Below are 13,491 nucleotides of genomic sequence, written 5' to 3' on the forward strand. Positions count from 1 at the left end.
TAACTTGAGAGTTTAAATTTAGTATGAAACTCAACCCTGGTCAGAACGAAGCTGTAAATTTTATTTCTGGGCCATGCTTAGTGTTAGCCGGTGCGGGCAGTGGTAAAACTCGCGTTATTACAAGTAAAATTGCTTACTTGGTCAGGGAATGCGAGTTGCCTGCGCGGTACATAGCCGCAGTCACCTTTACCAATAAAGCCGCACGTGAGATGAAAGAGCGTGTGGCGCAAACCTTGGGCAAAAAAGAAGCGCGAGGATTAAAGATATCTACCTTTCATACTCTTGGTTTAAATATTATTAAGTCTGAAGTAAAAAGTTTGGGTTTAAAACCTGGCTTTTCATTATTTGACGATAAAGACAGCATGTCATTACTTAAAGATTTAACTGAGGTAGAGTTTGATGGCGACAAGGAGCTATTGTCTTCGCTGCAGAGTTGTATCTCTAACTGGAAAAACGATCTTATTTTGCCAGAAGACTTAAAAAAACAAACTCTATCCCCTAGCGAAGTTGAACATGCGGAATTTTACCAGCGTTACTACAATCATCTGCGAGCCTACAATGCACTAGATTTTGACGACTTGATCTTATTGCCTACCGTATTGTTAAAAAATAACGCGGCAGTCAGGCAAAAATGGCAGAACAAAATACGTTATTTACTGGTGGACGAATACCAAGATACCAATACCAGTCAATATGAACTGGTCAGATTGTTAGTGGGTGAAAGAGCTAGGTTCACTGTGGTAGGTGATGACGACCAATCTATTTATTCTTGGCGTGGTGCAAGACCACAAAATTTAGTGCTACTGCAGACTGATTTTCCTAAGTTAAGAGTCATTAAGCTTGAACAAAACTATCGTTCGTCTGAACGAATTTTGCACTGCGCGAATATCCTTATTCAGAATAATCCGCATATATTCGAGAAAAAATTATTTTCTGAGTTGGGCTACGGTGAGCCTCTACAGGTGATTACCGCCAAAAATGAAGAACACGAGGCTGAACGTGTGGTAGCTGAATTAATGGCCCATAAGTTTATGAATGCCACAAAGTTTAAAGATTATGCGATTTTGTACCGAGGCAATTTTCAATCTCGGGTGTTCGAAAAGGTACTGATGAGTAACCGTATCCCTTATAAAATTAGCGGGGGTACGTCGTTTTTTGGTAGAACTGAAGTCAAAGACATCATGGCTTACTTGCGTTTATTGGTAAATCAAGACGATGACAATGCACTGTTGAGGGTAATCAATACACCTACCCGCGGTATTGGCCGGGTGAGTTTAGAAAAACTCGGTAATTTAGCTAATCACAATCGTACTTCTATGTTTGAAGCTGCTTTTGACCCTAATCTTCAGGATGTTCTAAGCGGTAAGGCTTTGGTATCGGTAGAACAATTTAGCCGCTGGATAGTCGAGTTATCAGATAAAGCGGTCAGAGGTGATGGCATAGCGACCATTCGTGAAATGATCAAAGCCATGGGATATGAAGAGTGGTTGTATGAGTCGAGCACTAGTCCAAAGGCTGCAGAAATGGGCATGGCTAATATCAGTACTTTGTTTGGCTGGATCAGCAATATGCTTGAAGGGGGTGAACTCGACCCGCCAATTGACACTACAAGAAGTGGTTAATCGTCTCATTCTCAGGGATATGATGGAACGCGGCGAAGACACTGAAGAAACAGACCAAGTTCAACTAATGACCTTACATGCTTCAAAGGGACTGGAGTTCCCTTATGTTTTTATGGTGGGGATGGAAGAAGGACTATTACCCCACCAAAGTAGTATTGAAGAAGATAATATCGATGAAGAAAGACGTTTAGCATATGTGGGTATTACGCGTGCGCAAAAAATATTGTTTATGACATTGGTCAAAGAAAGGCGGCAATATGGCGAAGTGATTAATCCTGAACCTAGTCGATTTTTACACGAGTTACCGCAGGATGATTTAGTGTGGGAGCATAAAAAGCCGAAAGTGTCAGCACAAGAACGTCAGCAGAAATCTCAGGTGGGCATAGCCAATCTGCGTAACATGATGAATAAGAGTTAAGGATTAAATTAAATTTGACATCTAATTAACTTCAATTTTTGCGGCAGCTTTTAAAAATTTACCTTGTCCAAACTCACAGCCTGCGTCCAATAATGCTTGATATTGTTCTTGAGTATTTATGCCGCTGGCAATTAACTTAAACTTCAAGTGACCAGAAATGGATAGTACCGACTGAATTAATTTCAAGTTGCGTTCTGAGCGGGGTAGTGTTTTAACAAAATAGTGATCTATTTTTACGTAATCAAATGGGTAGGAATACAAATAGCTCAAAGAAGCCAAGCCACTACCAAAGTTGTCTAATACCAGAGTGATGCCCGCTCGTTTTAATATTTTGATTGCCGGTAAGAAAAACTGAGAGCGACGATTTAGTGCGTTTTCATCAAATTCAATGACCAGTTTTTTAGGGTCAACTCTAGCGTTTTTTACCTGTTCAATTAGTTGTTTAGCTAAAGAAGTTTGGGTGAGATGATGGATAGATAAGTTGATCGCAATCTGTTTATCAGCATCGGCCTCATTTAATTGCCAACCTTTTAATATTTCGCAAGCTTTGGTTAGCATGAACTTATCCATTTCGACTGTCAGGCCACACTGTTCTGCAATCTGCCAATACTGATCTCGCTTGATTTTGCCTATACTTGAATGCTCCCATCTAACGTAGCATTCCTGATATATCTGTTCTTGTGTGGCTAAGTTAATAATAGGCTGTGAATAACTTTCAAAGGCTTCAGCTTGGAGTATTTTTCTAAATTCACTCTCGATTTCTAGCTCTTCAAGCAGTTTATCTCGCATCGTCTTATCAAAAACAATATAACGTCCGCGTCCAAGAGACTTTGCTTGATACATGGCTGCATCTGCATCTCGTAGCACTTCGTCAGCTGTTTGGTAGCCACTTTCAATGTAGGCAATACCTATGCTAGCACCTGAATACATATCTTTATTTTCGATATTAAAGGGTTTAGCGATAGAGCTTATAATACGCGCAGATATTTCTTCGACATCGTTTGGAGATTCATAATTGTCGAACAGTACAACAAATTCATCGCCACCCAATCGGGCAAGTAAGTCATGACCACGGATACATGAACTAATTCTAACCGAGACCTCTTTTAAAAAGAGGTCTCCTGCCATGTGACCTAACGAATCATTAATTTGTTTGAATCTGTCTAAATCAATAAATATTACCGCAAAATTACTTTCCACATAACGCTGCTTGCTAGCAAGTGCCAGTTCGAGTCGACTATTAAATAGAACTCGGTTTGCTAAACCTGTTAGCGAATCATGTTGCGCGTCATGTTCCAACTGTTGCTGCGCTTGTAGGCGTTCTTCAATTTGTTTTTGTAGGAATAAATTAGTGCTATTGAGTTCTTCCGTACGCTCTTTTACTTCTTCTGCAAGTTTCTGATTGTATGCTTTAATCGCATCGGAAGACTGTTTACGGCTTAGTGCTACCGCGATGTGGTGAGAAACAAAGCGTAAAAATTCTAAATCCTTAAAGTTATATTGTTTTTCTTTGCTGTAGCTTTGTACAGCTATCACGCCACAGATTTCACCATCTATAATTAGTGGTGATCCGATCCATGAATCCATTTCTTGATACTTACTTTCAGCCATTATTACAGTTAGCTCATTGGACTCGATTAATTGCTGAACTTTAGAGCCATCTATTAGTTCAGCGCTGCCATGTCTAATAACATATTCAGTAAGTCCTAAGCCCATTGGACGCGGTTCTATTTTTGAATGTACTTCGTCTTTGTAATAAGGAAAGTTAAGAGTTTTTTTGTCATTGCTTATCATTGCAACATAACAGTTAGGCGCACCAATTAAGCGTGATAAAGTGTCATGAATAGCAGCATAAAAATCATGCATGTCTCCTTCAACTGAGGCTGAAAGCTCGGAGATTTCAAACAAAGCTTGCTGTAAGGATTCTATTTTTTGCCTTTCGCTGATCTCTTCTTGTAATTCCTCATTCATTTGTCTTAACTGCTTAGTGCGTTGACGAATAGTTTTTTCAGTTAACTCTCGACTTTTAACTCTATCAACAGAGTTGACTATGTGCTGAGAAACAAACAGTAATATTTCTAAATCTTCTCGATTATAACGAATCGACTCGTCATAGCTCTGAACGACCATTGCACCTATTACCTGTGAGCCACGTTTTAAGGGGATACCAATCCAATCAACTGGTGCTGCACCTAAATCTTTTACAGATATATCGGCAAGTTGTTGTTGATAGGTTTCTTGAGTTAGAAATAGATGCTGGCCGGTGCGTAAAATGTAGCCAGTCAGACTGTTTTTTAGATCGTCAGCAGAAACTTGTGAAACTACTTGCTCATCGAATTCGTCCACGAAATAGACAAAATCAATGATTTTTTTTCTTCTTCATAAAAGGCTACGAAGAAGTTTTGAGCGGGCATCAAATCGCCAATAATGTCATGAATTGCAGGATAGAGACTGGATAACTCATTGATTGAACTGGCTAGTTCTGAAATATCAAATAGCGAATTTTGAATGGATTCAGAATGCTTATACTTTTTTGTGATCCTCTGCAATTGAGGAACAAGCTCTCGCAGCTCCTCTAAAGACAGTTGATTAGCGTTGTTTTTAGATATCATTGGATAAATTTATAGTTCTTTATATTGTTGCAAGTACAGAAATCCAACTATCAAAAGTATACTATTTAGACTAAAAAGACCACCTCAGTGGTGGTCTTTTTTACGCCAATATTTAAATTATTTTATAAATTAAATACCTTCAATCATATGTTCTATTGCCGCTTTAATTTCATCATTTGAACAATCACCACAAGTGCCCATAGGTGGCATAGCGCCAATACCATTGATGGCATTTTTCCACACTGCATCAAAGCCTTTTTCCATACGTGGTGACCAGTCTGCTACATTTTGAAATTTAGGTGCATTCAAAACACCAACACTGTGACATGCAACACAAGCTTTTGCGTAGATAACTGAACCTGCCCTTGGTCCTGAAGATGTAACTTCAGCTTTTGCACCCGCTACATGCACTTTGCCAATAGGTTGAATACGAGACCTAATATCAGCTTCACTCATTTCTTGTGCTTGTACCGCCAAAACGCTAAAAACACCTACACAGGTATATAAAAAGGATTTAAATTTCACAAAATTCTCCAAATCAGGCTTTGCTTACCCAAAAAAACTTAAACGGATTATAACGACTAATGTTGTCTGAACAACTATTTAACTAACAAATCTAACTGAATTCGTATTTTTTGTTTTGACCATGTGATTTTTTAATTGACTTTAAGCTTCCCATTTCAGAAACGACTGATCTAATGTATGCATCAAATGGTAACATCCATTTTTAGTAAAATTCTTACAGAAGGGATCAATAATGATGACAATGATACGCCTCTTGGGCATAGTGTGTAGTGTCGTTTTAAGCGGAACAGTTTGCGCCCAGGAGCCAAAAAATCGGCACTCAGTCAGTCTTCAATCTTACGAGTACCAGCTTGTAACTCAAGGTATTGATATTCCATGGGGTATGACTTGGTTAGACAAAAAAACCATACTGGTATCCGATCGTAAAGGTGAATTACGGGTTATCAGCAACGGTTTATTATTAAATGAAAAGGTCACTGGTTTACCGGAACTACGTGCTCAAGGCCAAGGCGGCCTTTTAGATGTCATAGTCGATCCAAATTATGCTCAAAATAATCTGATATATTTTTCTTATTCTGGCCTAGAAGGCGAAGGTGATGGTGCGCATACCTCGGTTATGCGTGCTAAATTACAAGATTTTAAGCTCACTGATCAAACCGTTATTTTTGAAGCGGGCCCCAACACCACAAAAGGCCAACATTACGGCAGCCGCCTGGCATTCGATAAACAAGGTTATTTGTATATCTCCAGTGGTGATCGAGGAAACCGTGACGTCAATCCACAGCGCTTAGACCGAGACGCAGGTAAAATCCATAGAATTAATAGCGATGGCAGCATCCCTGCAGATAATCCATTTGTCGGGCATGAAAACGCCAATCCGTCTATTTATTCATATGGCCATAGAAATCCTCAGGGTATGGCGATGCACCCCATAACAGGCGATATATGGACTCACGAACATGGTCCCAAAGGTGGTGATGAGATCAATATCATCCAACCAAGCGCAAACTATGGCTGGCCAGTGATTAGCTATGGTGTGAATTATAGCGGCTCATCTTTTACTGAGCTGACTGAAAAAGAGGGAATGCAACAGCCACAATGGTATTGGGTTCCTTCTATTGCGCCATCAGGCATGACTTTTGTGACTAGCGGTATCTACCCCGATTGGAAAGGTAAGATAATAGTGGGCTCATTAAAGTTTGCCTATCTAGTTGCGCTTGAATTAGAGGGGGATAAGGTACTCAGCCAAGAAATATTGTTTCCCGGAATAGGCCGAGTACGAAATGTTACGCAAGGTGCTGATGGGTATATATATGTGGCGACCGATGGCGCTGGAATATTTAAAATAGTACCTTCGGGCACTATATAGTTCAAAAAAATCCAGCCGTATATTTTTAATCTCTACGGCTTTAATTCCTCGCCCTTTGGGTTATGAAGCATTGTTGAACAATGCGAAGCGATTGAAAACAGTTAATACCTTGTCCGCTTGCGGAGGAAGTATTTATTATGTGGGCTTATTCCTTCTCTAGATTGGTTGGTATTTCGCTAATATTGACTTTAAAGCATCGGTATTTATAGGCTTGGTAAGATACTCGTTCATGCCTGCTTCAAGACACTTTTCTCGTTCACTATTCATGGTATTTGCAGTTAGGGCAATGATGGGGATTTTGCTAAACAGTTCGCCAGCAGCACCTGCTCGCAAGCGTCGCGTCGCTTCGTAACCATCCAGATTAGGCATCTGACAATCCATAAGTATCAGATCAAATGTTGACGTCTGAGTATGAGTGAGCATAGCAAGGGCTTCAAGCCCATCGTTCGCAACATCTACCTTAATTTCAAGGCTGTTTAAGATGGCAATCATCACCTCCTGATTGATAAGATTATCTTCGACCAGAAGGACGCGCAGTTTAGAAAAATTAGCTAAAAAAGTGGTAGTACGAGTTTGTTTTTCTGAGCTATTACGGGATCTGGAGAAACAAGTTGAACTGAGAATTGGAACACTGATCCCTCCCCTAGCTTACTCTGAGCCGTTATGCCACCGCCCATTAATTCACAGATCTGCTTGGTGATCGCCAGACCCAGACCAGTACCGCCAAAATTCCTTGTTGTTGACATATCTGCTTGCGAGAACGAATCGAAAAGGTAAGGTAGTGAAGCGTCGCTGACACCAATGCCAGTATCGGTCACCATTACACTAAGACAGAGATGATCATCAAGTGTATTCAAATCATATTGAACAATGATGCTGCCCGATTCTGTAAACTTGATAGCATTAGATAGTAGATTGCTCAGAACTTGGATGATCCGGTGAGGGTCGCCCACAACATTTTCTTGCCGAATATATTGCTTTTCTAACTTGAGCTTTAATCCCTTTTTGTTAGCCTGAAATTGTTGATCATGAATAAATTCAGAAAAGATCTTCTCTAAATCAAATTCAACCCGTTCGAGAGTCAGTTCACCAGCCTCTATCTTTGAGAAATCTAGGATGTCGTTGATGATAATCATGAGTGATTCGGCGCTACGCTTGGCTGTTGCCATGAAATCTTGCTGTTCTTCATCCAACTTTGAATTTGACACAAGTTCAAGCATGCCAATGACGCCATTCATTGGGGTGCGAATTTCGTGACTCATGTTAGCTAGAAAAGCGCTTTTTGCATCGGTTGCGGCTTTTGCCTCCTGCTCATGTTGTATCGCAACGTCTCTCTCCAGTTCGAGTTCCCGTTGTTTTTCAACTAATTTTTTCGTGCCAGATGGGCAAACCAACTAAGTAAGGTGCTCATAGTCATCGCGAAGAAAAAGTGCTGGATCAACGCTATTTCAAGTGTGAAGTTAACGGTGAACCATCCTATCCAGTTGAACAGAATTGAAGCTGTCCAGTGGTTACGATTCGACAACACAATGCCTGTCGCGATAATCGTAACGAATATGTTAGTCGTTTGTTCGGGGGCTTCAGAAAACCATAAATGTAGTAGGCTGTTTGAACTGGCCATGAGCATCAGTAATAGAATTGTCAGGCTATGTCGGGCTGATGAAATCTTGGATGCTTTGAGTCCGATGACAAGACTTACAGTTGCCGTCATTAGGGCCGTAGTAAACAGAGTCCATTTAAATGTTTCTTGTAGCAAAAAAAAATGTGTCAGTGTCAGAGAAAAATAGAGAAACGCAAAAAAATAAGCAACGGGTCTTAGTAGGTCCAGCGTTTCATTAAAATTTTGTTTTTTCAGACCATGTCGATTCAAAAGGAACAACCACCTCAATCTATGTATTCGGATTAATTCTAGAAGAATGCCCAATATTGTTATCCTATAGGTAACTAGAATACTTAGCTTGCATGAATTAACAAGCCACCCATTGTAAATACTATAAAATGGCTCTAAATATTTGATTGTATTAAAATGTGTGTCGTACTAAATGATCTGGCCGTGTGTGTAAAGTGAAACAAGGTGAAGACGGCTATATTTATGTTGCGACTGACAGCTCTGGAATTTTTAGAATTGTACCTACAAAATAATCCAAGCTTGGGGTAACTATAGCTACTCCCAATGATACTTCATTACATGCGTGTGCATTAGTCGCGCATGTAAATATCTAGGTGAAAGACTAAGTCTATGAAATTTAAATGCTATAAAATCAATATATTACATGGGGTTGTTATGTTTCACTTTCCTCCTGTAACAGGGGCGTATGTTGTATTTCCTCAATCGCTTTTATTAGCACACTGGGCAGCTTTCGATATGCGAGCACAATGGACCGTGTTATTGGTGTATCCAAAACAATGGAGATGTACTTTAAGTCGTGGTCTTGTTGTATATACGATTCTGGTATCACAGCAACCCCTAAGCCTAGTTTTACCAAGCCTTGGATTTGTAAGTCGTGAATAGCTTTTCCTTTATACGTGACTGATATGTTTTTCTCGTTGGTGAGTCGTTCAAACGCTTTACGGTTAGTGCAGTAAGGTCGCTCAATAAACGTAAGATCTTTGAATGACTCTAATCTAACTCTATTGTTATTTGCTAATGCGTGATCCTGTCGCACAACCAATTTATAACTTTCCCGGTTGAGCCTTTTAAATTGAAATTGTGAAGAAAGCCGCTGCTCATCAATAATAGCTAACTGCGCTTGTTCAACGCTATCAACTATCGACAAATTAATAGATGACGAGCTATGTTTGATGGTTTCAATAATATCGCAATACTGTTCAATATTAATGTCTGGCTGTATATAGAGATGTAACTCAATTTTATTATTAGGCATAAAGGCGGCTTCTAGTTGCTGGTTTTGTAATAATAGATCCGTCGCAAGTTTGTACAGTTTTTGCCCCTCTACCGTTGGCCTTATCCCCTGTTTGTTTCGCTCAAATAAGATGACACCTAAACTACTTTCCAATGATTTGATGGCGTGGGTAATGGACGGCTGTGAAATAAAACATCGTAACGCTGCAGCAGTAATCGAGCCCTCTTCATAAGCCGCTATAAAGTAGTGGAGAGGCTTAATCTCTATCATATAATTTACCTATGGATTAAAAATAAAATACATATTATACCTATATATAAATCTTGACTAATCTATCTATCTTCTGCTTAACGTTATTTTCTATTTCACAAAATTAACGTTGTTCGTATGTTCTATCAGTACTCGATATTTAGTCGAAAAGGCTCATTGAATATAACAAATAATAAGGTATCTAAAATGTTTGAACGTCATGACAATATTGTAATCCATCAATTGCTTAATCGGTTTGAAAAGGGGGACATGACACTATTAGAACTGATTGCGGACGATATTGATTTCCGTATTGACCACTATAAAGATGATGCCGACACTAGTTGGCAGCAGTGTCAAAATAAAGAGCAATTTATCAACGTTTTAACTCGATTAGGTGTTGATATTTTTCCTAAAGGCACGATGATTACCGGACTAACGTCGCTGGAATTGAGGGACGGTTGGTATCTAACTAAATTTGATCAATCATTTTGGTATGGTTTAGTGGAGAAAGATGTGACGAGCAGGACATACATTATTTCTCACGAGTGCGACGGTCAGTTGGACTATTTTCGAGAGAATGTAACCACGTTGCAATATTAAACAGCTTCGTCGTTATTTTAGATGGGGCCACGGTAATTTGGTCCTAGTAAATAGTTTTAGGTATGCCAGTCATCCCGCTTAAACATGCAGCTCTAGCCGATCTGCAAAGCCTATAGCTGGCGTTCGTAATCTATATCTGACCAATGTGCTTGTAGTGCCTCACTCGGTCTAACCAGCTAGTGGATCGTAACGTTATTCAAATACCTAGCGGCCTTTATCTCGTAGTTACCACGGCCAAAAATGGCGTTAATCATCTATATTGCTTTAGGAGAGGTAATTCATTAAAGGGGAGTTTGCTTAATAACGATTACTTGAGCCAAAGACACAACAAAGGAGGTGTCAATCTTTGGATGGCTATGCTTTTTAGTTGGGCTAGATTTATGGGTAAGGATTGGAAAGCTATGGTAACACCTCATTTTGTAGCCGCTGTGTGTTGCAAACAGTGTCACTAAAAATGTGGAAATAGGTTAACGGTGTTGCACGGTAAAAATCGTGAAAGCCAGAAATGACAAAGGCCAGTAATAATACTGGCTTTTGCTGTACTAGAATAACGGTGTCCAGACTCGGAATTGCAACTACGGTTACCGGCAAGGACACGAAGATTTCAATTTCTTATGTCGTAGAAACTAAAAAGCCCCGAACATTTCTGTTCAGGGCTTCTAAATAATGGTGCCCAGACTCGGAATTGCAACTTACGGTTACCGGCGAAGGACACGAGGATTTTCAATTTCTTATGTTGTAGAAACTAAAAAGCCCCGAACATTTCTGTTCAAGGCCTATAGAATAATGGTGCCCAGACTCGGAATCGAACCAAGGACACGAGGATTTTCAATCCTCTGCTCTACCAACTGAGCTATCTGGGCATCAACTAACAAGTGTCTTTGCAGACCGCCTGATTCGCTGAAGGTGAGTATTAAACGGATTTAGAGCTTTTAAGTCAACCCCTTTTTAGGGAAATCTTACTGATTGCCTATAGATTGTGCAAATTCACTACTAAAACAGCTTATTTAGGTAAATCGTTACTTTAAAGTTGCTTAGTTTTAGCTTTTTGGCGGCACGTAACCTTCGATATCAGGTTCTTTGCCTTCGAATAAATAAGCTTTCATCTGAGTTTCTAAAAATGTTCTTGCGGTTGGCTCCATCATGTTGAGTTTATTTTCGTTGATCAGCATGGTTTGTTTCTTTTGCCATTCAGTCCATGCTTCTTTGCAAATATTATCAAAAATTTTCTTACCTAGCTCACCAGGGTAAAGTTGGAAATCTAGACCATCTGCGTCTTTTTGTAGGCGTTGACAAAATACTGTTCTACTCATAATGCTCCTAATCAAAAGGGGTAATTAAAATGATGTATTGATTGTACTAAATAGTTTCTTGGTTGGCGCGGCTAATCCAACATTTTGCGGCTGGGTTAAGTCGTACCACATTTGTGTGTCTTCCATTATTTGTGCAACAGGCTGTTTTTTTAGATGCAGCACAACCGGCTGTATGTCCAAATGAAAGTGACTAAATGTGTGCCGAAAAGGACTGAGTGTTTGTTGTTGGATTTCGTTGAATCCTAAGTTTGATGCTCGTTCAATTATTTGTTCTGCATGATCTACCTCATGAAAGCCCCATAATCCACCCCATAATCCTGCTGGTGGACGTTTGTATATCAAAAGCTGTTTTTGCCACATGGGGATTAGCATAATGGTCGATCTTACTGGGATAGTTTTTTTTGGTTTTTGTTGGGTAGCTCTGCTTGTCGGCCTTGTACAAAGGCTAAGCAGTCTGTATGCACCGGGCAAGTGTCGCATTGTGGTTTGCTGCGGGTACAAAGTGTTGCGCCCATGTCCATCATGGCTTGGGTGTAATCCGCTGTTCTGTGTCTTGGGGTTAGTTGATCTGCGTATTGCCATAACTCAGTTTCAACTTTTTTATTGCCGGTCCAACCTTCAACAGCGAAATAGCGGGCCAGTACACGTTTAACATTACCATCGAGAATACTATGATGCTGACCACAAGCTAAGGATAAAATAGCACCTGCTGTGGAGCGACCAATGCCCGGTAAGGCGATTAATTGCTCTAACTGCTCAGGGAATTTTCCAGCGTACTGATCTCTAATCATTTGTGCTGATTTTTGCAAATTGCGTGCACGGGCGTAATAACCTAGTCCGGTCCAATGATGTAACACCTCATCTTGTGCTGCATTTGCTAAACTTAATACATCAGGGAAACGCTGCATAAAATCATGGTAGTAGGGGATAACCGTTTTTACCTGCGTTTGTTGCAACATGATTTCAGAGACCCAAACAGTGTAAGGGGTTTTATTTAGCTGCCATGGCAGGTTTTTTCTGCCATTTAGGTCAAACCAGGCTAATATTTTTTCATTGAAGGGGTCATGTGGCGCTTTAATATTATTTGGCACAGTTTTAGGGTCTGTTGTTCTTGGGGTAATTACCGGATAATACCCTAACAAACTTGAAATAGTTCATTTGAGAATAGATTGCTAACAACTAACGATACCCCTTATCAAATTGACCAGCCTGTGGTTTTCTTCCCCGGTACGTTGTGTGATGAAAGAATATTCAACTCATGCTGGCAACATCTAGATATACCCATGCGTGCTTTTGTACCTTTGCAATGGGCAGAAGATTTAGCCCAAATGAAAATGTTGAGTGCAGACCGACTAGCCTATTTCGAACAGCCCGTGCATTTGGTTGGGTATTCTATGGGTGGCTATATTGCCGCGCTGACTGCTTTAGAAAATCAAAGTCGTGTTGCATCTTTAACACTTATTGCTAGTGCGTGTGACGAATTACCCGAAAAAGAAATTCAGCAGCGTCAACAATTACTTAAGATAATTAAAAATAAACAATATCGCGGCATAACTGAGAAGCGTTTAAAGTGCTTTTTTCATGATTGCCATCAACAACATAGTGAATACCTAAATATAGTGAAGCAAATGGATCAGGATTTAGGCGCTGCGGTTTTGGCGGCGCAAATTAGTGCGGTTCAACCCAGAAAGAACCTGCTTCCAGATCTAGCTAAATGCCCTTTCCCAGTTCACCTTGTTAGCGGTGAACAGGATGATTTGGTGAGTGAATCAACCATGCTTGATATGCATAAACTATTACCAAACAGTGATATGACGTTAATTAAAAACGCTGGGCATATGTTGCCGATTGAACAATCTAGAGCATTGGCGGAATATTTAGCGTCAAAAATTGCATAAACTATGCCGTCTGCCTTG

9 protein-coding genes, 1 tRNA gene and 3 pseudogenes are annotated in these 13,491 nt (G+C 40.0%); 4 read left to right on the top strand and 9 right to left on the bottom strand.

Annotation, left to right across the window (positions count from 1 at the left end; translation table 11 throughout):
* The first annotated feature begins 23 nt into the window (after positions 1 to 23).
* A pseudogene (rep, locus tag C427_RS00470) lies at positions 24 to 2,040 on the top strand (DNA helicase Rep).
* Between the two features lie 21 nt (positions 2,041 to 2,061).
* On the opposite strand, the pseudogene C427_RS00475 reads toward rep, so the two are convergent.
* Together C427_RS00475 and C427_RS00480 are read right to left on the bottom strand one after the other, a co-directional pair.
* Positions 2,062 to 4,652 (bottom strand): annotated as a pseudogene (locus C427_RS00475) (bifunctional diguanylate cyclase/phosphodiesterase).
* Between the two features lie 129 nt (positions 4,653 to 4,781).
* The gene (locus C427_RS00480; RefSeq protein ID WP_015430246.1) at positions 4,782 to 5,177 is read right to left on the bottom strand and encodes a c-type cytochrome; all 396 of its coding nucleotides are present in this window, start codon (positions 5,175 to 5,177) and stop codon (positions 4,782 to 4,784) included.
* 232 nt (positions 5,178 to 5,409) lie between these two features.
* Here C427_RS00480 and C427_RS00485 point away from each other — a divergent pair, with 232 nt between their 5' ends.
* A complete protein-coding gene (locus tag C427_RS00485; RefSeq protein ID WP_015430247.1) occupies positions 5,410 to 6,546 on the top strand; it encodes a PQQ-dependent sugar dehydrogenase in 1,137 nt (378 codons plus the stop codon).
* Positions 6,547 to 6,702: 156 nt separating this feature from the next.
* Here the strand turns inward: C427_RS00485 and C427_RS26835 are convergent, their stop codons facing one another.
* The 4 genes from C427_RS26835 to C427_RS00495 all read right to left on the bottom strand — a co-directional run bounded on the left by C427_RS26835 (position 6,703) and on the right by C427_RS00495 (position 9,680).
* Positions 6,703 to 7,038 (bottom strand): response regulator, encoded by a 336-nt coding sequence (locus C427_RS26835; protein ID WP_015430248.1) that lies wholly within the window; start codon positions 7,036 to 7,038, stop codon positions 6,703 to 6,705.
* A gap of 59 nt (positions 7,039 to 7,097) precedes the next feature.
* Positions 7,098 to 7,940, bottom strand: a complete 843-nt coding sequence (locus C427_RS26840) for an ATP-binding protein (RefSeq protein ID WP_015430249.1) — start codon at positions 7,938 to 7,940, stop codon at positions 7,098 to 7,100.
* A complete protein-coding gene (locus tag C427_RS26845; protein WP_236613728.1) occupies positions 7,910 to 8,257 on the bottom strand; it encodes a hypothetical protein in 348 nt (115 codons plus the stop codon). The genes C427_RS26840 and C427_RS26845 overlap by 31 nt, the downstream gene beginning before the upstream one ends.
* A gap of 571 nt (positions 8,258 to 8,828) precedes the next feature.
* Positions 8,829 to 9,680: a LysR family transcriptional regulator gene (locus C427_RS00495; protein ID WP_007639104.1), complete on the bottom strand. Its 852-nt coding sequence runs from the start codon at positions 9,678 to 9,680 to the stop codon at positions 8,829 to 8,831.
* A gap of 186 nt (positions 9,681 to 9,866) precedes the next feature.
* On the opposite strand from C427_RS00495, the gene C427_RS00500 reads away from it, so the two are divergent.
* Complete coding sequence (locus C427_RS00500; protein WP_007639103.1) at positions 9,867 to 10,262, top strand: hypothetical protein; 396 nt, start codon at positions 9,867 to 9,869, stop codon at positions 10,260 to 10,262.
* Between the two features lie 787 nt (positions 10,263 to 11,049).
* On the opposite strand, the gene C427_RS00505 is transcribed toward C427_RS00500, so the two are convergent.
* From C427_RS00505 to mutY, 3 genes and pseudogenes are all read right to left on the bottom strand, one after another.
* Positions 11,050 to 11,125: transfer RNA gene (locus C427_RS00505), tRNA-Phe, on the bottom strand.
* Positions 11,126 to 11,302: 177 nt separating this feature from the next.
* Positions 11,303 to 11,575, bottom strand: a complete 273-nt coding sequence (locus tag C427_RS00510; RefSeq protein ID WP_007639102.1) for an oxidative damage protection protein — start codon at positions 11,573 to 11,575, stop codon at positions 11,303 to 11,305.
* Between the two features lie 24 nt (positions 11,576 to 11,599).
* Positions 11,600 to 12,666: pseudogene (gene mutY, locus C427_RS00515) on the bottom strand (A/G-specific adenine glycosylase).
* A gap of 78 nt (positions 12,667 to 12,744) precedes the next feature.
* Between mutY and C427_RS00520 the strand changes: the two are divergent.
* Complete coding sequence (locus tag C427_RS00520; protein ID WP_007639099.1) at positions 12,745 to 13,473, top strand: alpha/beta fold hydrolase; 729 nt, start codon at positions 12,745 to 12,747, stop codon at positions 13,471 to 13,473.
* The last annotated feature ends 18 nt before the right edge of the window (positions 13,474 to 13,491 follow it).

The sequence above is a fragment of the Paraglaciecola psychrophila 170 genome (genome assembly GCF_000347635.1).
GTDB classification, from domain to species: domain Bacteria; phylum Pseudomonadota; class Gammaproteobacteria; order Enterobacterales; family Alteromonadaceae; genus Paraglaciecola; species Paraglaciecola psychrophila.

Excerpts from the sequence above, each read along its gene's own strand:
- C427_RS00485 (WP_015430247.1), top strand. The coding sequence starts at position 5,410 with ATGATGACAATGATACGCCTCTTGGGCATAGTGTGTAGTGTCGTTTTA.
- C427_RS26835 (WP_015430248.1), bottom strand. The coding sequence starts at position 7,038 with ATGATTGCCATCTTAAACAGCCTTGAAATTAAGGTAGATGTTGCGAAC.
- C427_RS26845 (WP_236613728.1), bottom strand. The coding sequence starts at position 8,257 with ATGACGGCAACTGTAAGTCTTGTCATCGGACTCAAAGCATCCAAGATT.
- C427_RS00495 (WP_007639104.1), bottom strand. The coding sequence starts at position 9,680 with ATGATAGAGATTAAGCCTCTCCACTACTTTATAGCGGCTTATGAAGAG.
- C427_RS00500 (WP_007639103.1), top strand. The coding sequence starts at position 9,867 with ATGTTTGAACGTCATGACAATATTGTAATCCATCAATTGCTTAATCGG.
- C427_RS00510 (WP_007639102.1), bottom strand. The coding sequence starts at position 11,575 with ATGAGTAGAACAGTATTTTGTCAACGCCTACAAAAAGACGCAGATGGT.